Annotated in this window: 14 protein-coding genes; 7 read left to right on the top strand and 7 right to left on the bottom strand. The window is 66.3% G+C overall.

All coding sequences use genetic code 11. The annotated features are described in order from the left end of the window. Position 1 precedes the first annotated feature (1 nt). A complete protein-coding gene (locus tag I6F36_RS29700; protein WP_225172708.1) occupies positions 2-3,466 on the bottom strand; it encodes an AAA family ATPase in 3,465 nt (1,154 codons plus the stop codon). Positions 3,467-3,602: 136 nt separating this feature from the next. Here I6F36_RS29700 and I6F36_RS29705 point away from each other — a divergent pair, with 136 nt between their 5' ends. From I6F36_RS29705 to I6F36_RS29715, 3 genes are all read left to right on the top strand, one after another. Continuing rightward, complete coding sequence (locus I6F36_RS29705) at positions 3,603-10,046, top strand: non-ribosomal peptide synthetase (protein ID WP_225172709.1); 6,444 nt, start codon at positions 3,603-3,605, stop codon at positions 10,044-10,046. Between the two features lie 139 nt (positions 10,047-10,185). Beyond that, positions 10,186-10,356, top strand: a complete 171-nt coding sequence (locus I6F36_RS29710; protein ID WP_225114011.1) for a hypothetical protein — start codon at positions 10,186-10,188, stop codon at positions 10,354-10,356. Positions 10,357-10,576: 220 nt separating this feature from the next. Further along, positions 10,577-11,308: a 4'-phosphopantetheinyl transferase superfamily protein gene (locus tag I6F36_RS29715; RefSeq protein WP_225114010.1), complete on the top strand. Its 732-nt coding sequence runs from the start codon at positions 10,577-10,579 to the stop codon at positions 11,306-11,308. 234 nt (positions 11,309-11,542) lie between these two features. Here I6F36_RS29715 and I6F36_RS29720 read toward each other — a convergent pair whose 3' ends face one another. From I6F36_RS29720 to I6F36_RS29730, 3 genes are all read right to left on the bottom strand, one after another. After that, on the bottom strand, positions 11,543-12,568 hold the full coding sequence (locus tag I6F36_RS29720; RefSeq protein ID WP_225172710.1) for a histone deacetylase family protein: 1,026 nt from the start codon (positions 12,566-12,568) through the stop codon (positions 11,543-11,545). A 130-nt stretch (positions 12,569-12,698) separates the two neighbouring features. Further along, the gene (locus tag I6F36_RS29725; protein ID WP_036035942.1) at positions 12,699-13,637 is read right to left on the bottom strand and encodes an SMP-30/gluconolactonase/LRE family protein; all 939 of its coding nucleotides are present in this window, start codon (positions 13,635-13,637) and stop codon (positions 12,699-12,701) included. Next, on the bottom strand, positions 13,594-15,681 hold the full coding sequence (locus I6F36_RS29730; protein WP_225172711.1) for a PQQ-dependent sugar dehydrogenase: 2,088 nt from the start codon (positions 15,679-15,681) through the stop codon (positions 13,594-13,596). The genes I6F36_RS29725 and I6F36_RS29730 overlap by 44 nt, the downstream gene beginning before the upstream one ends. A gap of 198 nt (positions 15,682-15,879) precedes the next feature. Between I6F36_RS29730 and I6F36_RS29735 the strand changes: the two genes are divergently transcribed. From I6F36_RS29735 to I6F36_RS29750, 4 genes are all read left to right on the top strand, one after another. Beyond that, positions 15,880-16,113, top strand: a complete 234-nt coding sequence (locus I6F36_RS29735) for a hypothetical protein (RefSeq protein WP_036011788.1) — start codon at positions 15,880-15,882, stop codon at positions 16,111-16,113. A gap of 9 nt (positions 16,114-16,122) precedes the next feature. Beyond that, complete coding sequence (locus I6F36_RS29740; protein ID WP_172788150.1) at positions 16,123-16,299, top strand: hypothetical protein; 177 nt, start codon at positions 16,123-16,125, stop codon at positions 16,297-16,299. 534 nt (positions 16,300-16,833) lie between these two features. After that, positions 16,834-18,423 carry a gamma-glutamyltransferase family protein gene (locus tag I6F36_RS29745; RefSeq protein WP_225172712.1) on the top strand — a complete coding sequence of 530 codons (1,590 nt, stop codon included), beginning with the start codon at positions 16,834-16,836 and terminating at the stop codon, positions 18,421-18,423. A gap of 148 nt (positions 18,424-18,571) precedes the next feature. Next, entirely contained in the window at positions 18,572-18,790 is a 219-nt protein-coding gene (locus I6F36_RS29750; protein WP_081494583.1) for a hypothetical protein, read from the top strand. A gap of 52 nt (positions 18,791-18,842) precedes the next feature. Here I6F36_RS29750 and I6F36_RS29755 read toward each other — a convergent pair whose 3' ends face one another. From I6F36_RS29755 to I6F36_RS29765, 3 genes are read right to left on the bottom strand one after another with little or no spacing between them, the layout of a single operon-like run. Further along, the gene (locus tag I6F36_RS29755; RefSeq protein WP_225153483.1) at positions 18,843-20,126 is read right to left on the bottom strand and encodes an FAD-binding oxidoreductase; all 1,284 of its coding nucleotides are present in this window, start codon (positions 20,124-20,126) and stop codon (positions 18,843-18,845) included. An 11-nt stretch (positions 20,127-20,137) separates the two neighbouring features. Further along, complete coding sequence (locus I6F36_RS29760; protein WP_036011798.1) at positions 20,138-20,869, bottom strand: amino acid ABC transporter ATP-binding protein; 732 nt, start codon at positions 20,867-20,869, stop codon at positions 20,138-20,140. Beyond that, positions 20,866-21,519, bottom strand: coding sequence for an amino acid ABC transporter permease (locus I6F36_RS29765; RefSeq protein ID WP_024341720.1), 654 nt, complete (start codon positions 21,517-21,519; stop codon positions 20,866-20,868). The genes I6F36_RS29760 and I6F36_RS29765 overlap by 4 nt, the downstream gene beginning before the upstream one ends. Between the last annotated feature and the right edge of the window lie 13 nt (positions 21,520-21,532).

Consider the following 21,532-nt stretch of genomic DNA (forward strand, 5'->3'; position numbering starts at 1 on the left):
GTCACAGACCGGCCTGCTCGCGCACCGGCGCGTCCATGCCGAGCTCGTCGACGAGCTGCAACGCCTGCTTCAGGTCCGGCGTGTAAAAGCCCTCGCTGAATTTGCCGACGATCGGCATGAGCAAGAGTCTTGCGTCGTCGCGCTTGCCGGCCTGTTGCGACAGGCGCGCGAGGCCGAGGGCGGTGCGAAGCTCCCAGGACAGCGCACCCTGCTTGCGTGCGGTCTCCAGCGAAAGGCCGAACAGGTCCTCCGCCTCCTGTACCGACGCCGGGTCGCCACCCGCCAGCGTGATCTCGCCTTGCATGCGATAGACCTCGGCGAGATAGAAGTGATCGCCGGTCCGCCTTGCGGTCGCAAGCGCACCATCCAGCGCGCGCAAGGCGGCGTCGCGCATCCCGACCTTGGCGTACGTTTCCGCGAGCAGACAGCGGAACCAGCAGCCGGCGAGCCAGGAATCCATCGCCTCGTACTCGTCGAGGCCGAAGCGCATCTGGCCGAGGCCTTCGTCGGCTTCGCCGAGCTGAGCCAGCGCCCAGCCGCGCAGGATCGCCGCCTGCTGCTTCCAGTGCAGGAAATTGTGCTCGGTGGCAATGATCATGGCGCGATTGGCGTAGTCGCGCGTGCCTTCGACGTCGCGCAAATGCTGGCGGAGATAGGCGCCGAACACCAGCGCGAAGGCGAGCGTGAAAGGGTGGCGGATCTTCTCGGCGTTCGCGATCGCCTGCTCGCTGTGCTGGCGCGCCGCGTCGGGCCGACCGAGGAACCACAGGAGGTAACCGAGATAGGACAGCGAAACGACACCGGGATCGATGCCGTGCCGTTCCATCAGGTCGGAGTGCAGATCGGGGCTGAACAGGTTGATGCAGCGGTGCAAATGGTGCTGCGAGGCTGCGAAGCGGCCGCGATAGAGCATGGTCATCGCGATCGCGCGGTGCGCCTCGATCAGATAGCCGGTCTGCTGCGCCGGCTGCGTCCGCTCGTTCAGCCGCTCGCGCTTGGCAAACTTCAACAGCTCGACGCTGAGATCGTGCGCGCGGGTGAGATCGGCGCGGATGAAATGGCACACCCAGAGCCCGCGCGTCGCAGCGAAGACCTTTTCGTCGTCATCGAGCTGACGGCCGAGCTCCAGCGCGCGGATGTAGTTCTCCTCGACCTCCTGCACCGCGTAGCCCTTGGCGGCGATCAGCGCGTTGCCGAGCGCGATGCGCAGCTTGAGCTCCATCTCGTCCGCGCCCTGCATGCGCGCATTGGCCTGCACGACGTTAAGCCCGCGGCGCAGGTGGCCGATCGCCTCCAGATTGGCCCCGGTCCTGGCCGCCTGCTTGCCGGCCTTGAGCCAGAAGCTGGCAGCGCCCTCGCTCTGGCCGGATTCGGTCAAATGATGGGCGAGCAGCTCCGGTTCGCGCTCGGTCCTCTCCGGATACATATCGGCGAGCACCTGGGCGATCCGCGCATGCAGCTTGCGCCGCTCGCTGTGCAACAGGCTCGCATGCGCGGCGTTCTGGATCATCACGTGCTTGAAGGAGTACAGCGCATCCGGCGGATGGCCGCGGCGCATGATCAGCCCGGCCTCCTGCAGATGACTGAGCGCCGCCTCGATCTGCTCGGCCGGCGTATTGGCGACGGCATGCAGCGTCTCGTAGGAGAACTCGCGGCCGATCGTGGCGCCGATCTGCGCGATGCGCTTGAAGGGTCCCATCCGATCGAGCCGCGCCATCAGCGAGTCGGTCAGGGTGGCCGGGATTGCGAGCTGCCGCCACGGTCCCGACAGCACGTAGCGCCCGTGCCGCTCGGTCAGCAGATTGGATTCCAGAACCGTCTTGGTCAGCTCTTCCAGGAACAGCGGCACGCCGTCGGTCTTGACGATGATCTCCTCGACAACCTCCTTGGGCAGCTCGCGTCCCGCGACGCGCTCCACCAGCGTCGTGCGCAACTGCCGGCTCAAGCGGTTCAGGACCAGGGTGGTGATGTGCGAATGCGCGTTCCAGCTCGCCTGGAATTCCGAGCGCGCGGTGATGATCGCCAGGATCGGCTGGTTCTGCACCCGATCGACCAGGAGGTCGACCACCTCGCGCGAGGTCGGGTCGATCCAATGCAAATCCTCGAACGCGATCACCAGCGGCATCTCGCGCGCAAGGCCGAGGAAATGGTTGACCAGCGCCACGACCGTCGCATCCTTCTGCTGCTGCGGCGACAGCTCGAGCGGCGGATAGCGGTCCCCGGTCGGTATCGACAGCAGCGCGGCAAACAGCGGGGTGACCTGCTCGATGTCGCCATCAGCGGCGGCGATCGCGTTCTCCAGGCTCGCCAGCGACAGCGCGGACGAATCCTCGCGATCGAGACCGAGGGAGAATTTGAGCTGCTCGACGAACGGATGGAACGCGGTGGAGGTGTAATAGGGCGAGCACTGCAGCGAGACCTGTCCATGGCGGTCGTCCGATATCCGCTCGAAGATCTCCTGGATGATGCGCGACTTGCCGATGCCGGGCTCGCCGAATTTGACCACGACCTGGCCGTCGCCGTCCTTGGCCTGCTGCCAGCGCCCCATCAACAGCGCGATCTCCTCCTCGCGGTTGACGAGCGGCGTCAGCCGCGTCCCCATCGCCGCAGCGAAGCGGGTCTCCAAGCGCGAGGCGCGCACCACGTGCCAGGCTTGGGCCTTCTCGGAGATCCCCTTCAAGTCGTGGACTCCGAGATTGCGGTAGTCGAACTTCCCCTTCAGCAGCGCCTGCGTCGAGGCCGAGATCACCACGCCGTTGGGCGGCGCCAGGCCTTGCAGGCGCGCCGCGAGATTGACGGTTTCCCCGACCGCGGAGTCGCGTTCTTCGGTGCCCTGCCCGACGAGGTCGCCGACCACAACGAGGCCGGTCGCGATCCCGATGCGGACGGCGGGTGAATGGCTGAGCGCACCACGCGGCTCGACCGCGCGTGCCGTCGACAGCACCCGCACGATCTCGAGCCCGGCGCGCACCGCGCGCTCGGCATCGTCCTCATGTGCGGTCGGATAGCCGAAATAGACCAGGATACCGTCGCCGACGAAACGGGCGGCAAAGCCCTCGTATTGCTTGACCACCCGGACGCAGGTCTCGCGAAAATCCGCGATCATGTCGCGGACGTCCTCCGGATCGAACTGCGCGGACAGCGAGGTGGAATCCACCATATCGCAGAACATGGTGGTGAGCTGGCGCCGTTCGGCTCCGACCTCCGCCCGGATTTGCGGACGCGGCGCCTCCGCCGGCGCCTCCGTGGTTTCCGCTTGAAACAGCGCCGCCATCGCCCGCTGCAGCCGCTTGCGATCGCCGAGCGGCAATCCGAGCTCGACCAGATCGGCTTCGGTGAGATCCGCGATGACGTCGAGATCGAGGCGGTGCTGCGCGAAAAGATCGGTGTAGTGCGCGAGGCCGATGCTTTCGAGCCAGTGATTCAGCCCACCTTCCAAACTCGTGCTCGGCTCGTTCTCCAGCATCGTGATTCTGCCCGACCCTTACTCCGTCGAAGGGCTCGAGGGCCCCTCAACCACAGATTTTGGGGTCCAAACTTCACCTCGGACTGGACGCATTCCCCAACTTCTTGGAAGAATAACTTAATCGGTCCAAAAGGGAATGGCGTTGTCGGACATTGCATCCGGAGCGGACGAAGCATCAGCCGGCACCACGGCCGAAACGAAGGTGTTCGCGCATATCAGCGGCCTTCTCGAATTCTACGCCCGCAGGACGCCGGCGGCGCCCGCACTCCTCGCTCCCGGCCGGCCGGCGCTCAGCTATGGCGCGCTGGCCGAGTCGATCCGGCAACTGGTGCGTGCCTTGCGTGAACTCGGCATCCGTCCCGCAGACCGCATCGCGGTGGCGCTGCCGCGCGGCGCCGATACTGCCCTGGCGCTGCTAGCAGTCGCATCAGGCTGCGCCTGCGTCCCCGTCAACCCCGATCTGACGGCGGACGAGCTGCAACGCTATTTCAGCGAACTGAAGCTGACCGCGCTCGTGACCCGGGCCGACATGAACTCGGCGAGCCGTGACGCCGCCAGGATGCTCGACATCGCATTGATCGATTTCGTGGCGGGGCCCACCCACGATCTCGGCGGCTGCGCGTTCATTGCTCCGGCGATCGGGCCGGCCAATGCCGGCGGCGCTTCGCGCGGCGACGACGATGCGTTCATCCTGCTGACGTCAGGCACGGCGGCGCGACCGAAAATGGTGCCGCTGACCCATCGCAATGTCTGCCTGTCCGCTTACAATGCCGGCCATGTGCTGTCGCTCACGATGCATGATCGCCTGCTCAACGTCCTGCCGCTGTTTCATGCCCATGGCTTGATCTCCGGCCTGCTCACGGCGCTGGCCGCGGGCTCCAGCGTGATCTGCACCGACGGTTTCGACGCAGCGTCGTTCTTCGGCTGGATGCGGGAGCTGCAACCGACCTGGTACACGGCGGTGCCGACCATTCAGCGCGCATTGCTGACGGCGGCGGAAGTAAACCCCGACCGCGCCCGACCATCGTCGCTGCGCGTGATCCGGTCGGCTTCGGCCTCGCTCGCGCCGAGGATTCTCGCCGGGCTGGAGACAACGTTCGGCGTTCCCGTGCTCGAAACTTACGGCATGACCGAGGCGGCCTCGCAGATTGCGGCCAATCGGTTCGAGCTGCGCAAGGTCGCGTCGGTCGGTCGCGCCGCCGGCCCGGAGATCGCGATCATGGACGAGACCGGCCGCACGCTCGCAAGCGGGGCGCACGGCGAGATCGTGCTGCGCGGGCCGAACATGAGCCGCGGCTATTATAATGACGAGCCGGCGACGCGGGCCGCATTCCGCAACGGCTGGTTCAGGACCGGCGACCTCGGCTATCTCGATGACGACGGCTATCTCTTCATCGTCGGCCGCATCAAGGACGTCATCAACCGCGGCGGGCAGAAGATATCGCCGCTGGAGGTGGAAGACGTCCTGCTCAGCCATCCGGCGGTGCTGGAAGCCGGCGTGTTCGCGGTCCCGCACCAGAAGCTCGGCGAGAACGTCGCGGCAGTCGTGGTGCTGCGGCCGAATGCCGAGGCGACCCCGGACCAGTTGCGCCAATTCGCACGAAAACGGCTTGCGGCCTACAAGATACCGAGCGTGATCCGCAGCGTGGCGGCGCTGCCGAAGGGCGCCAGCGGCAAGGTCAAGCGCAACGCCCTCGCCGGGCTGATTGCAACGGTCGACGCGGACGACGAGACCCGGCTGCCGCGCAATGCGGTCGAGAGCCAGCTCGCCGAGATCTGGGCCGGCCTGTTGGAGCTGCCGCAGGTCGGCGCCGACCAGGACGTCTTCGCGCTCGGCGCGGATTCGCTCGCGGTGACACAGATGCGCTCGCGCCTGCGCGACCGCTTCAATGTCGACTTCTCGTTCGAGGATATCTTCGATTGCCCGACGGTCGCAGCGCTTGCGGCCCGGATCGAGACCGCCGCAAGCCGGCGCGAGACGGCGCTGCCGGGCTGGCGCCGGCTTGCAGGCACGGACGCACCGCTGTCGTTCCAGCAGCAGCGGATGTACGTGCTCTCGCGACTGGACCCGACGCGGTACAATTATAACGTCGTCGAGATCGCCGTCCTCAAGGGCCCGGTCGACGCCGCCGCGCTGTCTGCGAGCCTCGCTGCGATCTCAACGCGCCATGAGGCGCTGCGCTCGGTGTTCGTCGAGCGCCAGGGCGAGCCGATGCAACTCGTGCTGTCATCGACGCCGCGGCTGGAGCGCATCAAGCTCAAGCCATGCCCTGCGGGCAGGCGGCCTGCGGCAATCCGGCGCGAGGCGCTCAGGCTTGCGCAACGTCAGTTCGACCTGGCCCACGCGCCGCCCCTGAAGACGACACTGCTGTCGTTCGACAGGAACAACCATGCGCTGGTGGTCAACGTCCATCACCTCGCCACCGATGGCTGGTCGCAGCGGCTGTTCTGGCAGGAGCTCGCCGTCCATTATGCCACGACACGCAAGAAGCATTCGGCCGCACTGCCGCCGCCCGCTTTCCAATATCGCGACTTCGCACTCTGGCAGCAAAGCTGGGCGCAGACGCCCGCGGCCAGGGAGCAGCTCGATTATTGGCGGACCCAGCTCGACGGCGTCACCATGCTGCCGCTGAGAACCGACAGGCCGAGACCTGAGATCTGGAGCGGACACGGCGCGCGTCACTACCTTGAATTCTCAAAGTCCCTCTCGTCCGAGCTGCGCGCGTTGAGCCAGAACCAGGGCGTCACGCCGTTCATGACGCTGCTCGCCGCTTTCCAGTGCCTGTTGTTCCGCCACACCTCGCATGAGGACCTCGCCACGGGATCGCTGATCGCCAACCGCAACCAGATCGAGAGCGAACGCCTGATCGGGCTGTTCGCCAATACCCTGGTCCTGCGCAACGATTTCAGCGGCGATCCGAGCTTCGGCGAGATGTTGCGGCGGGTGCGGCAGGTCACGCTGGACGCCTACCGCAACCAGGACCTTCCGATCGAGGAGGTGTTGCGCGCATTGCGGGTGGCGCGCCGCAGCGACGGCAATCCGCTGTTCCGGATCATGTTCATCCTCCAGAACGCCTCGATCGAGGCGGCGCGCTTTCCTGGCCTGTCGACCCGGCGGCTGGAAGTCGATCCCAGGGTGGCGCGGTTCGACATCACGCTCGAACTGGTCGAGGCCGATGGCCGCTTCACCGGCTTCTTCGAATACGCCACCGATCTGTTCGAGGCCGCGACGATCGAAGCCATGGCGGCCCAGTTCAAGGCGCTGCTCAAGGCCGTCATCGCCAATCCGGAACAGCGCATCTCGCGCCTGCCGCTCCTGACCGAGGCCGAACGTCGGCAAGCGCTGGCAAAAGGCCGGGGCATGCCGGCCAATTTCACCACACGCGGCAACTTGAGCGAACGCTTCGAGCGCCAGGCGAGGAAGACGCCGAACGCAGTCGCGGTCTCGGACGGTCGCACGTCCCTAACCTATCGCGAGCTGGCGCGTCGCACTGGGGCGGCCGCGCGCTGGCTTGCCCGTGAGGGCGTCGGCGCCGAGAGCGTGGTTGCCCTGCTCGCGGAGCGCGGGCCCGACCTGCTCGCCGCGATGATCGCGGTGCAGCGCGTCGGCGCGGCCTTCCTCAATCTCGATCCCGACCAGCCGACGGCAAGGCTCTCGACCATCCTCGGATCGAGCTGTGCCCGCGTGCTGCTGACCGGGCGGGCTCAGTCTGCCATGGTCGAGGCCCTGCTCGAACCGCTGGTCGAGCGCATCCCGGTGGCCGAGCTCGACGACGCTCTTGCATCCGGGTCGACAAAAACGGCCCGCGCCGCACGCCGCGCCGCCTCGAGCCTTGCCTATCTCGTCTATACGTCCGGCTCCTCCGGCGCGCCGAAGGGCGTCATGATCGAGCAGCGCGGCCTGTCGAACCATCTGGCCTCGCTCATCTCCGAACTCGGCCTCTCGCCTAAGGACGTGATCGCGCAGATCGCGCCGCAGAGCTTCGTCATTTCGGTCTGGCAATTCCTCGCCGGTCCCATGGTCGGCGCGCGCGTCCATGTCTGCGGCAGCGCGATCGTGCAGGACCCGATGCTGCTGGCGCGCGAGATCGAGCGCGAGGGCATCACGGTGCTCGAGATCGTGCCCTCGCTGCTGCGCCTCATTCTCGAGCGTATGGACGAGGCGCCGATCCCGCGCGCCTTCGCGAAGCTGCGGCTGCTGATCTCGACCGGCGAGCCGTTGCCCGTCGAGCTCTGCCGCGCCTGGTTTGCCCGCTGCCCGAGGGTGCCGCTGATCAATGCCTATGGCGCGTCGGAATGCTCCGACGACGTCTCCCTGCATCGCCTTACCAAGGCGCCGGCGATCGCGACGGCCAACGTTCCGGTCGGGGCGCCGCTGCCGAACACGCAGCTCTACGTGCTCGACGCGCAGCTCCAGCCGCAACCGATCGGCGTGACCGGCGAGCTCTGCATCGGCGGCGCCGGAATCGGCCGCGGCTATATCAACGATCCCGCGCAGAGCCGGCAGCGCTTTCTGCCCGATCTGTTCTCGCGCCAGGCCGGCAGCCGGCTCTACCGGACCGGCGATCTGGCCCGGCGCCGCGCCGACGGGACGATCGAATGCCTCGGCCGCGCCGACCATCAGGTCAAGATCCGTGGCTATCGTATCGAGCTCAAGGAGATCGAGAACGCGCTGGCCGAGCATCCAAGCGTGCGCGCCGCCATCGTCGAACCGCGCCGCGAGGCGAGCGGCGGCATCAGGCTGATCGCCCATGTCGTCGCCAAGCCCGGCAGCCGCAGCAGTGCCAGCGAGCTGCGCGATTTCCTGAAGAGCCGCCTCTCCGTCCACGCCGTCCCCGCCGCCTTCCTGTTCCTGGATCAGGTGCCGCTCAACGCCCATGGCAAGATCGACCGCTCGGCGCTGCTGGCGTCCGTCCCACCGGAAACGTCCGGCGCGGATGCGGTCGTCCCGGCGCGGCACTTCACCGAAAAGGTGCTCTCCGACATCTGGATCGACCTGCTGAACGTCGAACGCATCGGTGTTACCGACAATTTCTTCGACCTCGGCGGCCATTCGCTGCTGGCCGGCCAGGTGATGGCGCGCATCGCGCGGGCGCTCGGCGTGTCGCTGCCGATCAAGGCCCTCTTCGAGGCGCCGACGATCGAGGGGTTGGCGCGGCGGGTCGAACAGACCGTGGCCACGAAGCCGCACAAGCCTGCCGCAAGCCTGCCGCGATCGGCTGCGGGCGGGCCGCCGGCGCCTTCCATCGGACAGGACCAGATGCTGCACATCGAGCGGAATCTGCCGGGGCTGCCGCAGCTCAACCTGCCCTTCGCCTTCCGTCTGCAGGGCCCGCTCGATTCGGCCGCCCTGGCAAAGGCGATCGACGACGTGGTGCGCCGGCACGAATCGCTGCGCACCGCGTTCGCCTGGAACGGCGATGAGCCGGAAAGCCGCATCGCCGCGCCACGCACGCTCGGCCGAATCATGACGGTCGAGACGATCGGCGACGGTCATTCCCACAACAACAAGCGGCGCAAGGCGCTCGAGCTCAGGAAGATCGATCTCCTGATCGAGCAGGAGGCCTATACCCCGATCGACACCACGCGCGCGCCGCTGTTGCGCGCCCGGCTGTTGCGGCTCCACGACGATGACCACGTGCTGCTGCTGACGTTGCATCACGCCGTCGTCGACGGCTGGTCGATCGGCGTGCTGTTCGAGGAATTGTCGAGCCGCTATGCCGCGCTGGCCGGATATCCGTCTGCGCCGCTGCCGAGCCCGCCGCCGGCCTTTTCGGACGTGGCACGCTGGCAGCGCTGGTGGTGCGGCACCGACGCGGCGCGCCGCCAGGCTTCCGACTGGATCCTGAATTTGCGCGGAGCGGGTCCCCTCTTCGACGGCGAATCGAGCCCGGGCGCCTCCACCGGGCATCATCCGGTCTGCCTCGAGCGCGAGCTGATCGCCCGGCTGACGGCGTTTGCCGGCCAGCACAATTGCACGCTGTTCATGTGCTTCCTCACCGGCCTGAAGGCCATGCTGCTGGCCCGGACGGGCCGCACCGACATCGCGGTCGCGACCGCGATGGCCAATCGTGCCCAGCCGGACACCGACCGGATCATCGGCCCGTTCGAGAACACGGTGATCGTCCGCACGACAATCACGCCGGACCTGTCTTTCGCGCAGGCTCTGCTGCGGGTGCGCCAGAGCGTGCTCGAGGCGCATGCGCGGCAGGAGCTGCCGTTCAACGTCCTGGCCGATCGACTGGAGCAGGAGGGGATCGATCCGGCCTCGCTGCTCCAGGTCTATTTCACGCTGCAAAATCCGTTGCGCCGGCCGCTCGATCTCCCGGATCTCGCGACAGAATCGATCGGCAACGTCGCGCGCGAAGGCCAGCCGGTGCTGCCGATCGACCAGACCTGGCTGTCGCTGATGCTCAAGGAGCGCCCGACCGGCATTACCGGCTCCTGCAATTACAAGCGCGATTTGCTCGAGGGCCGAGCGGTCGGCGAATGGATGGAGGACCTCGTCGCCCTGCTAACGGCGGCGATCGCCCAGCCCAACGCACCACTCGGGAGATTGCTCGCGCGCAGGGCCGCTTGATGCCGCGACATCGCGCCAGAATACGGGTTCACGCCCCAAAGCTGTGAATGATCAAGTTGCAGCTTGATTATTTGGCGTCGTCGCGCAAGATTATTCTCGGATTTTGATTGGGATGATCATTTTCAACCGGGGGAGTGTTATGGGTTTCATCAAATTTACCAAGAAGACCTCGCTCAGCGCGGAGGACCGCAAGGCGCTGCAAGACCTGCTCAATTTCGAGAAGCAAAAACTCCAGCTCGCACTGAAGGATGTCGACGCCAGCCTTAAGGCTCTGCGCGGATCCAAGAAGAAGTCCAAGAAGAAGAAGTAAATTCGTCGGCGGGGACGGCCGTACGAATCTTCACAGAGCGGCCGCTTGCGTGTCGAGTTTGGGGGCTCGCACAAGCTTACGCCTGTAAACCGGCCTGCAAATCGACAAGAATTCGCCCGGGTGGACCGCTAGGTACGGTCCTCTCGGCTGATTCTTGCGCAGTTGTTTCTTCCGTCGGCACCGAGGGATTTGGCCTCGCCCGACGCCATGGGCCCAATTGATGGCAGACGACAGAATCGAACTCTTTGTCGGACTGATCGAGACCATTGACGTGCCGGGCGCGGCGGAGGCGTGCCGACGCCTGCTCTCGGTCGACGAGCGGGCCCGGGCCGATCGCTTCGTGTTCGAGCGGCATCGGCGGCAATACATCTTCGCGCATGCGATGTTGCGCCTGGCGCTGTCACAGGTCGCTTCCAACGTCGCGCCCACCGACTGGTCGTTTGGCGCGGGCCGCTATGGCCGGCCGTTCGTCGCAGCACCGGCCACCTCGACCGCGCTGCATTTCAGCCTGTCGCATGCCGACGGCTGCGTCGCCTGCGTGGTGTCGCGGCATGAGGCCGTCGGAGTCGACGTCGAAACCGTGTCGCGGCGCGTCGCGCCGCTGTCCACCGCGCTTCGCTTCTTTGCGCCGGAAGAGGTCGAAGCCTTGCGCGGACTGCCGGAGCCGGCGGCGATCGAGCGCTTCTTCGACTATTGGACGCTCAAGGAGGCCTATCTGAAGGCCAGGGGCTTTGGGCTCAATCTGCCGCTCGACGCCTTCGCCATGCAGGTGTCACGCGAGGCCATCGAGATCAGCTTCAAGCCCGACATCGTCGACGATCCGAACGCCTGGCGCTTCTCGCTGTGCTCGCCATCGCCCGCGCATCGCCTCGCGATCGCCGACGGCTCCCGCGCGGACGGCGGCCTTCCCATCAGCCGCCATGCCTGGCCCCTCCGCGAGGCGGCTGAGTGAGGCGGCTCGTGTCTGCAAGGCGCGTGCGCCGAGTGGGATGTTTTGAGTCGCGAGCGACGCGGCTTCTTCTCCCTCGCCCCGTTGTTACGGGGACGCGACGAGCTTCGCTCGCGCTGAGTGGTCGGGGTGAGGGACCTCTCTCCGCACAGGGGACCGCCGCGCGACCTGTACCCCCTCACCCGGAATTTGCTGCGCAAATTCCGACCTCCCCCCGCAAGCGGGGAGAGGTAAGCATCACCGCGCTTCTTCGAATCCCGCCAGCACAGAGGTCAGGTTGGCGCCGAGAATGTCCGAGAGATAGCCGCCTTCCTGCACGAGCACGGTCGGCAGGCCCAGCTTCGCGATGGCCTGGCCGATGCGGCGGAAGCCGGGTGTGGTGACGGCCAATCCCTTGAGCGGATCGTGCTCGGAGGCATCGAGGCCGAGTGCGATGACGAGGGCGCCGGGTGCAAAGGATTCGATCGCCTTGCGCGCGATGTCCAGCGCCTGGAGATAGCCGTCATCGCCGGTGCCGATGGGAAGCGGAATGTTGAGGTTGGTGCCGAGGCCGGGTCCTTCGCCGCGCTCATGCGCATAGCCCCATACGTACGGATAATACGCAACGGGGTCGGCATGGATCGAGATCGTGTAGACGTCGGGCCGGGCATAAAAGATGCCTTGCGTGCCGTTGCCGTGATGGACATCGACGTCGAGGATCACGACGCGCTCATACTTCTGCCGCAGATGCGCCGCCGCGATCGCGCTGTTGTTGAGGAAGCAGAAGCCGCCGGCCATGTCGCGATAGGCGTGATGGCCGGGCGGACGGCAGAGCGCGTAAGTTGCGTCCTCGCCATCCATCACCATCTGCGCTGCGGTCACCGCAACATCGGTGGCGGCGCAGGCCGCGGCCCACGTGCCCGGGCCGATCGGCGCTGCGGTGTCGGCGGTATGCCAGCCGAGCTTGCCGACGATGTGGGTCGGATAGGTCGCGGCATGGCGCACGGGATGGATATTGCCGATCATCTCCGGGCCGGCATCGCCGAGCGCCGTCCAGGCGTCCCAGGCTTCGCTGAGGAACGACAGGTATTCCGGGCTGTGAATGCGTGCGCGCGGACCGGGCCCGAACTTGGTTGGCTCGACCAGTTGATGCCTGCCGTCCTTCAATCCCCTGAGCAGGCGATCGGCGCGCTCGGGCTGCTCTGTGGTGCGCTTGACGACACCACGCACCAAGAAGAATTGCGGATCGTGGCTGCGGTGCAGCTCGGTATAGACGGCTTTCACTCAACACTCCGTGGTCGCCTGCTACTGGACGTGCCGCAGAGTCTTGATCGCCACGGCCGCCGGATGCAAGCAAGAAAAATGCCGTCCATCGTCGCGCTGCCCTGCGCGGAAAGCAGAGCGCTTGCGAAGCTCAGCAACGCCCACGCTGGAGGCAGTGCTCGCGGCCCTGCTGGTCGGTGCGGAAGGACTCGATGAAGCCACCCTGGCGCTGGGTGACGAAGACGGTCTTGCCGTCGCTGCCGCCGAAGGCAATATTGGTCGGCTCCTTGGCCTTCAGCGGGATCTCGCGCTCGACCGCGCCGGTCGGCTTCATCAGCGCGATCGTGCCCTTGAGAATGCGCGCGACGTACAGGCGGCCGGCAACGTCGGTGCGCAGGCCGTCGATGGTGTCGGGCTGAAACGCCTTGACGAGTTTTGCAGCCGTCAGCTCGTTGCCGCTGATCGCATAGGACCAGATCTGGCCGCTGCTGGATTCGCCGACATAGAGCGTCTTGCCGTCAGGGCTGAGGTCGATGCCGTTGGTGGTGCCCATGGCGCGCGGCGTCGACATCACCTGCCCCCGCACCGTACCGTCCGCTCCCCTGGCGATGCGCCAGATGTGGCCTTCGCGCCCCTTCCAGTTCGGATCGCTCGCATAGATCGTGCCGTCCGGCGCGATCGTGATGTCGTTGGGCTGGCTCATCTCGCCGGAGTGAAACCACACCGCGGGCTTGGTCGCACCCTTGGGGATGGCGAAGATGTTGTGCTTCTTGTAGTCGGCGATGAACATGGTGCCGCTGCGATCGAAACGGATCGCGTTGCCGACGCTGCCTTCGGGGAGCGTCGTGAACAGCTCCGAGGCGGCGCCACCAGCGGGCAATTTGCCGATGGTGCCGGGCTTGCCGAGATTGACGACGAACAGATTGCCGTCGAGATCGGCGGCCGGCCCTTCGATGCCGAAGGTGTATTCGCTGGCGGGCGTCACCTGTGCGCTTTCGAACAGTTTTGTTTCGGCAGCGGCCGGCAGCGTCGTGACCAGCAGGATGCTACTGCACAGGCACCAGAAGTTCCTGCCGGATGTAATAGCCATCGCCGTCGGTGCACTCGCCGTTCAGATAGGGATCGGCTGGCCGGAAGAATCGGCTAAAGCCGGGTCTGTCTACAGCGCTCCTTTGTGTCACGACGACGACGTTTCCAGCCGGTATTTCGCCGCATTCCTTGTTGGCGTTGCTGAAAAACTTCCGCTGCGGCGGGCCTGGCTTGATCCGCATCCGCGTGCCCGGCACCATTTTGGCGACGAACAGGTCCGCGGTATCGAGCAGGCGCGTGTAACCAGGCTCGGTCTTGGGCAGGCTCTCGCCGCCCGGCGGCATCAGCTTCTCGGCGCCTAGGCCGCGCAGGCGCGTCCGCAGCCTGCCGGCGTCGGGATCGCCAGGGTAGATCCAGCCGTCCTGCGCCAGCATGAAGTGCAGCACCGCCCTGTCCTTCTCCGCATCCGATTGCCCCGCGCTCAGGCCGAAATCCGAATGGCAGCCGACGCAATGCTTCTCGACGAGGCCCTTGCGCAAGGTGGTGAGGCGAACGCTGTTCTGCGCGTCTCTGGCGACGAAGGCTGCGAGCTGGTCGATCATCGCCTGGCTGCGCGTATCGCAGGGGAGCGGCTGAGGTCGCTCGCCGGCCGCGCGATCGATCCGGATCACGGTCTTGTTCTTGTCCTCGACCAGCCAGATCGCGCCGTCCTCGGCCACCGTCATGCCGACCGGCGCACCTTGCGGCCGCGCGCCGTTGACGCGGTGCCAACCTGCAATCAGCTCTTCGAACGGCGCGGCGGCGACCTCGCCGGCGTCGGTCCGGAAACTGCGGGTCGGCTCGGCTGCGCAACTGACGTGATAGCGCACCGGTGCCGCGCTGGGCTTTGGAAAGCCGTGATCGTCGACGTCATAGACCAGCAGCCGGCTCCCGGTCGGCCGATAGCCGTGCAGACCGACCAGCAGCTTGCCCTCCAGCTCGGGGAATTTGGCGCCGTGGTAATACAGCATCGCGAGCGGCGCGCCGTGCGGCGGCAGCAGCGCGAGCGGCGCCTTGTAGAGCGCATTGGCCGAGCAGAACGACTTGTACGCGCCCGATTGCAGCACGAGCCTGAATTCGGGGCTCGGCGTCGACAAATCGTAGCAATAGGGCCAGCCGTAGTGCCTGCCCTGCTCGATCGCGTTGATCTCCTCGTTCGGCTTGAAGATGTCGGGCAGGTCGCGGGCGTTCTCGCCTTGCAGGAAGGCGTAGCCAGCGTCCGGAAACTTCGGGTGCAGCACCAGCGCCATCGAGTTGCGCAGGCCGCGCGCATAGACAATGTGCGGCGGGTCGGGATCGCCAGGTTTCAATGCCGGGAAGACGCCGCCTGCGGGCGGCGTGAACAGCCAGATCGATGCCAGCGCGGACACGCCCTCGGCCGCCGCACAGGGTCTTGTGATCGGCGCAGGCGTGATGCAATCGTCGCTGTGCGAGCCGACATTGACGAACAGCCGGCCGTTCCGGTCGAACACGAACTGCTTGAGCGGATGCGCGCTCTCATCGGTCCTCGTGCCATCGGGCAGCGTGATCCGACGGCCGGGCAAGTGGCGGATGATGGTCTCGACCGTGCTGCGTGGATTGTCCGCGAGCGGGTCGAACCGGAAGATCGTCTCCGCGGTCGAGGCATAAAGCTTTTTGTCCGGGCCGATGACGAGAGCGAACGGGTATTCTATCCCCGTCAGCAGCTCCTTGAAGCGTTGCCCCTGCGGGCCACGCGGATCGAGCAGCAGCAGCCGCCCGTCGGTGTGGCCCCAGCCGCCCATGTCGGCGACCACCAAAAGGTCGCGGCCGGGCACCTGGACGATCGAGCGCGGAAATTTGAGGCGATCCTCTTCGTCGGCAACGAGGCCGGCGCAATATCCCGCCTTCATGTCGATCTGGATCCTGGGAAAGGCGAGATCGCCGCTGCCGCAGGCTTCGGTGCCGATCGCGTAGCCGCTCTTTCTGACCGGCTCGGACGAAGCCGGGGCGAAGCCGAGCAGCGCGGCGGCGAAGCCCGCTGCAAGAACGACCGCTGCAGGCAAGCGCAGATTTGGCCGTTCGCGATCGAATGTGAACTGGTTCACGGTGAGCCGCCTTCCCGCGGGCGTTGTTCCATGCCGCCGCGGTGCCGTCCAGTCATCACCCGCCTGTGATTAAACCTGTAACGACCTTGGGTCCGACCAATATCCGTAGATTTCCTTACCGGGCTCGACCCGAATGTTTCGCGAATGCTTGGGGTGGTATCGGTTTGCCGTCCCGATCGCTTTCTACAGGAGGCGCCTATGGTCCAGGTCTATTTTCACTGCTCCAACACCGAGGGCACGCTGATCGACCGCTACGGCGCCGCAGTCGCCAATCTGACCGAGGCGCGCGACCGCGCCGCTCAGATCATGAACTCGATGATCCAGACCCCCGGCGCCGAGGACTGGCGCGACTGGGTGATCCACGTCAGCGGCTCCGACGGCGAGGATCTGTTCGACCTCCCCTTCACCGCCATGCTCGGCAAGCCGCATTGAGGTGATGCCATGTTGCTCGCTTCATTGAGCCTGCTGCGCCAGCCCCTCAGCTTCGTCGCCACCAGATGGCAGACGCTGATCCGCGTCGCAGCCAATCCCTACCGCCCCGAGCTGCACTACATGCGCGGACCCGGCCCGAAATGGCGCGCCAAGTACCAGGCCAGCCGGCTGGATCGCATGCGCTGAGGCGGCGCTTACCGCGCTTTTTCGGACATTTGTATCTTCCGTCATGGCCGGGCTTGTCCCGGCCATCCACGTTTTGGCGGCGCGGATACGAAGCCGTGGATGCTCGGGCCCTTCGCCTCGCCGAAGCGGCTTCGGCCGCGCAGGCGGGACAAGCCCGGGCATGACGGGCTTGGGAGCAGCCCCGCACCTCACTGCCAAGAGTATCGCATGTGACTCGCGAGGGCGCCTGCGTGCACGCCTCGTCCTTCGAGACGGCGCTGACGCGCCTCCTCAGGATGAGGCTCCTTGGCATCAGTGTCCGTTGAAACTGCTCCCGCGCACTCCGCCCTCATCCTGAGGAGCCCGCCTCAAGCGGGCGTCTCGAAGGATGGCCGCAGCGAAAGCTCTCATCCCGCGCCTGTATCACACCAGCCATGCCGCGCCTGCCTTTGGATGTTCTCATTGGCGGCAATGTGCCATTGTCCGCGCGCTTCGCCAATTGCGGAGCCTCGCATTCAACGCAGCGAAGCCATCGACGAGCATCAAGACGACACCATGCCTCACCAGTTCAGCCTCAACCAGACCGTCCGCAAGCCCGCCGTCACCTCCAAGGGCGGCATCGTCGCCTCGCAATCGCGGCGGGCGGCCGAAGTCGGGGCAGAGGTGCTGGCCGCGGGCGGCGATTGCGTCGACGCGATCGTTGCGACCACGTTTGCCCTCAATGTGCTGGAGCCCTGGAACAGCGGTATCGGCGGCGGTGGTGCGATGGTGCTCTACCGCGCCAAGGAAAATCGCTATGAGGTGATCGACTACGGCATGTGCGCGCCGCAAAGCCTGCGCACGGCCGATTATCCGCTCAGCGGCGAAGGCGCGTCGTCCGACCTGTTTCCCTGGCCAAGGGTGAAGGACGATCGCAACATCCACGGCCCCGGCTCGATCGCCGTACCCGGTGTCGTCGCCGGAATGGAAGAGGCGCACCGCCGCTACGCCAAGATGCCGTGGAAGGATCTGGTCACGCCGGCAGCTCGGCTTGCCGGCGAAGGCCTGCTGGTCGATTGGTGGACGACGGTGACGATCGCGGGCTCGGCCGCCGATCTCAGGCGATACCCCGCGAGCGCGGCCGCATATCTGAAGGACGGCCTGCCCCCAACCGCGCCCTGGGGCATCAAATTCGAGACGCGGCTGCCGCAGGACGCCCTGAAGGCGACGCTGACACATCTCGCCGACGCGGGCGCGCGCGATTTCTATCAGGGCGATCTCGCCAGGAGCATTGCTTCCGACATCAAGGCCGACGGCGGCTCGCTGTCGGTGGAGGATCTCGCCGCATTCCGCGCCCATCTGCGCGCGCCGCTGGCGATCCCCTATCGCGAAGGCGAGGTGTTCGCGACCCCGGAGCTCACCGCGGGGCCGACCATGGCGCATGCGCTGCGGCTGTTGCAGCAGAGCCTGACGCCGGCAGGCGCGCCGGATGCCGGCGCCTATGTCGAATATGCGCTCGCCCTGCAGGCCGCCTTCCGCGAACGGCTCAAGGATATGGGCGATGCCGACGGCAAGCGCTCGCTCGGCGCCGAATATCTGGCGCCGGCCTGCACTACGCATTTCTCGGTGGTCGATCGTCACGGCAACATCGCGGCGGTGACGCAGACGCTACTGTCGTCCTTTGGCTCGCGCTACGTGACACCGCACACCGGCATCACCATGAACAACGGCATCATGTGGTTCGACCCGACAGCCGGCACCACCAACTCGCTTGCACCCGGCAAGCGCTGCCTCTGCAACTACACGCCCGTCATCGCCGAGACCAAGGACGGCAAGCGCCTCGCGGTCGGCGCCTCCGGCGGTCGCCGTATCCTGCCGTCGGTGATGCAGCTCGTGTCCTTCGCGATGGATTACGGCATGGACCTCGACGCCGCCATCCACCAGCCGCGCATCGACGCCAGCGAAGGCGCGGTGGTGATCGGCGATGCGCGCCTGCCGGCGGAGGTGCGCGAGGCGCTGGCCGCGCGCTTCGACTATGAAGAGAGTCGCGTGCAGGCGCTGCCGCAGAAGTTCGCCTGCCCGAGCGTCGTGATGCGCGAGGGCGAGGTCAATTCCGGCGCGGTCGAGATTTTCCAACCCTGGGCCGATGCGGTGGCGGAGGCTTGACTTCGCTCGACATGCCAGCGCACGTTGAGCGCCAGCGCAATTGCGCATCCAGGCGAGCGTCACGACTCCTCCACATTCGCAGGGAACTTACTCTCCCACCGTTCGTTCACTGAACGGACAAATGCGCTCGCCCCCACCGGAGGACATCATGAAGAAACTTGCGCTCGCCGCCTCGCTGATCATTGCGGCCGGCTTCACATTTACGAGCCCCGCACTGGCGAAGGGTGGGCACGGACATGGACATGGTCATGGCCACAAGATGGGCCATCATCACCATGGCAAGTCGTTCGGCTGGTACCACGGTCGCAAGGTCGGCTGGCGCGGTCACGCGTGCCCGCCCGGACTTTGGAAGCAGGGTCGCTGCTAAAGCCGATCTAAGATTCGAGCAAGGCGTCGCTCCTCACCGAGCGGCGCCTTCTTCATATGCCGAGCCGGTCCCGCACCCGGCCCGCGATCACGGCGGTGGTCACGCCGACCGGCCAGAACGCGTGCATCGGGATCGGCTTGATGCCCGTGATGGGCATGTCGATCTCGGCCTTGGTGCCGCCGATCAGGCGGCGGGCGAGCTGCGCGCCCATCGCAGTCGAAAGCGCGACACCGCGGCCATTGCAGCCGAGCGAGATCAAAACGCTCTCGGCGGGTTCGTGCACATGCGGATAATGGTCCGCGGTGATGGCGAGCCGGCTGTTCCAGCCGTGGGTCCAGGCAACGCCCTTGAGCTGCGGCCAGAGTCGCTCCGCATAACGCATGAGATAGGCGACGTCATGCGGCGACCTGATCCAGCGCATCGGGCCGCGCCCGCCCATCAACAGACGGTTCTGCTGATCGATGCGATAGTAGACCGTGATATGGCCGCTCTCGTAGAGGACGGGGCGCGTCGGCATGATCGAACGGGAGACTGCGTCGGACAGCGGCGCGGTGGCGGCGATCGAGGAAAACACCGGCACGATGGTGCGTCGGAGGGCCGGCCAGAGATCGTCGGTGAAGCCGTTGGTGGCGAGCAGGACCTTGTCGGCATGAACCACCGCCCGCGGCGTCTCGATGCGCCAGCGCGTTCCCTCGCGGCGTAGCGACAATGCCGGTGTCCCGCCATGAACCTTCGCGCCCGCCGACATCGCGGCGCGGGCAAGACCACGGGCGTAGCTGAGAGGATGCAGATCGCCGCCGCGCGCATCCAACATCGCGCCGATGTAACGATCGGTGCCGGTCATGTCGCGGAGCTGCTCGCGGTTCAGATAAGTCACCGGCATGCCGCGGCGGATGCATTGCTGCGCGGTCTTCTCGATCGCAGCGGCGCTGCTCTCATTGTAAGCTGCGCGCAACGTGCCGTTCTGCCGCGCTTCGCACGGGATCTGGTAGCGGCGGATCAGATCGTGTGTGAAGTTGGTCGTGCCGTAGGCGAACGCGATCATGCGGCGGCCGAGCTCGGTGCCGAAATCGGCCTCGATCTTGTCAGGGTCGTGCTTCAGGCCGGGATTGGTGTGGCCGCCATTGTTACCCGACGCGCCCCAGCCCGGCTCCTGCGCCTCCAGCACCAGCGCCTCGACGCCCTGTTCGGCCAGATGCAGCGCGGTGGAAAGGCCGGTGTAGCCGCCGCCAACGATCGCGACCGAGACGCTCTTGTCGACATCGAGCGGCGGCGTGGCAACCGGCGCCACGGCGGTATCGGCATAGAGCGAGGGCGGCAGAGGCAGGCGCGTCATGTCGAAACCGGTCAGAGCGGATGCAGCACGCGGCGCAGGAAGTCCTGCGTCCGCGCGTGCTGCGGTTGATTGAGCACCGATTTCGCCGGCCCCTGCTCGACGATGACGCCGCCATCGATGAACAGAACACGATCGGCGACGTCGCGCGCAAAGCCCATCTCGTGGGTGACGACGACCATGGTCATGCCGTCGTCGGCGAGCTTGCGCATGACGCCGAGGACGTCGCCGACCAGCTCGGGGTCGAGCGCCGAGGTCGGCTCGTCGAACAGGATCGCCTTGGGCTGCATGGCGAGCGCCCGCGCGATGGCGACGCGCTGCTGCTGCCCGCCGGAGAGCTGCGGCGGATGCGCATCGGCCTTTTCCGCAAGCCCGACCTGAGCGAGCAGCGCGCGGCCGCGCTCGAGTACCTGGGCGCGCGGCTCCTTCTTCACGAAGAGCGGCCCCTCGATCACGTTCTCCAGCGCTGTCCGATGCGGGAACAGGTTGAAGCGCTGGAACACCATCGAGACCTGGGTGCGGATGTTCACGATCGAGGGCGCGTCGCGATCGACCCTCAAGCCTTCGACGCTGATCTCGCCGCGGTCGTAGCTTTCGAGGCCGTTGATACAGCGCAGGATGGTCGACTTGCCGGAGCCGGAGGGGCCGATGATGCAGACCACCTCACCCTTCTCGACGCTCGCCGTGATGCCCTTGAGCACCTCGACCTTGCCAAAGCTCTTGTGGACGTCGCTCAGCTCGATCATCGCTTGCCGGCCCGCTTCTCGAAGTGACGGACCAAGAGGATCAGCGGAATGCTCATGGTGAGGTACATCAGGGCGACCAGCGTGAACACGCTGGTGTTCTTGAACGTCGAGGACGCGATCAGCTTGCCCTGCAGCGCGAGCTCGGCGACCGTGATGGTCGAGGCTTGCGAGGAATCCTTCAGCATCATGATCATGACGTTGCCGTAGGGCGGCAGCACGATGCGCACGGCCTGCGGCAGCACCACGCGGCGCATGGTGAGCCACCAGCCCATGCCGATCGACTGCGCCGCCTCGATCTGCCCCTTGTCGATCGCCTCGATGCCGGCGCGGAAGTTTTCGGCCTGGTAGGCCGAATAGGCGATGCCGAGCCCGAGGATCGCGGCCTGCAACGCGCTGAGCGTAACGCCGAGATCGGGCATCACGAAGTAGAGGTAGAACAACAGCACGATGATCGGGATGCCGCGGATCACGTTGATCAGGCTGGCGCTGAGCATCGACAGCGCTTTGATGCCGGAGACCCGCATCATCGCCCAGACCAGGCCGAGCACCGTCGACAGCAACAGCGAGCCGATCGTGACGATGATCGTCAGCGCGACGCCGTTCAGCAGGATCGGGAAGAACTCGACGGCGTCGCGCCAGAAGCCTTTCATCGGGCAGCCTTCG

It is taken from the genome of Bradyrhizobium sp. BRP19 (assembly GCF_020194195.1).
Classification (GTDB): Bacteria; Pseudomonadota; Alphaproteobacteria; order Rhizobiales; family Xanthobacteraceae; genus Bradyrhizobium; species Bradyrhizobium yuanmingense.

Excerpts from the sequence above, each read along its gene's own strand:
- I6F36_RS29700 (WP_225172708.1), bottom strand. The coding sequence starts at position 3,466 with ATGCTGGAGAACGAGCCGAGCACGAGTTTGGAAGGTGGGCTGAATCAC.
- I6F36_RS29705 (WP_225172709.1), top strand. The coding sequence starts at position 3,603 with ATGGCGTTGTCGGACATTGCATCCGGAGCGGACGAAGCATCAGCCGGC.
- I6F36_RS29710 (WP_225114011.1), top strand. The coding sequence starts at position 10,186 with ATGGGTTTCATCAAATTTACCAAGAAGACCTCGCTCAGCGCGGAGGAC.
- I6F36_RS29715 (WP_225114010.1), top strand. The coding sequence starts at position 10,577 with ATGGCAGACGACAGAATCGAACTCTTTGTCGGACTGATCGAGACCATT.
- I6F36_RS29725 (WP_036035942.1), bottom strand. The coding sequence starts at position 13,637 with ATGGCTATTACATCCGGCAGGAACTTCTGGTGCCTGTGCAGTAGCATC.
- I6F36_RS29735 (WP_036011788.1), top strand. The coding sequence starts at position 15,880 with ATGGTCCAGGTCTATTTTCACTGCTCCAACACCGAGGGCACGCTGATC.
- I6F36_RS29740 (WP_172788150.1), top strand. The coding sequence starts at position 16,123 with ATGTTGCTCGCTTCATTGAGCCTGCTGCGCCAGCCCCTCAGCTTCGTC.
- I6F36_RS29745 (WP_225172712.1), top strand. The coding sequence starts at position 16,834 with ATGCCTCACCAGTTCAGCCTCAACCAGACCGTCCGCAAGCCCGCCGTC.
- I6F36_RS29750 (WP_081494583.1), top strand. The coding sequence starts at position 18,572 with ATGAAGAAACTTGCGCTCGCCGCCTCGCTGATCATTGCGGCCGGCTTC.
- I6F36_RS29755 (WP_225153483.1), bottom strand. The coding sequence starts at position 20,126 with ATGACGCGCCTGCCTCTGCCGCCCTCGCTCTATGCCGATACCGCCGTG.
- I6F36_RS29760 (WP_036011798.1), bottom strand. The coding sequence starts at position 20,869 with ATGATCGAGCTGAGCGACGTCCACAAGAGCTTTGGCAAGGTCGAGGTG.
- I6F36_RS29765 (WP_024341720.1), bottom strand. The coding sequence starts at position 21,519 with ATGAAAGGCTTCTGGCGCGACGCCGTCGAGTTCTTCCCGATCCTGCTG.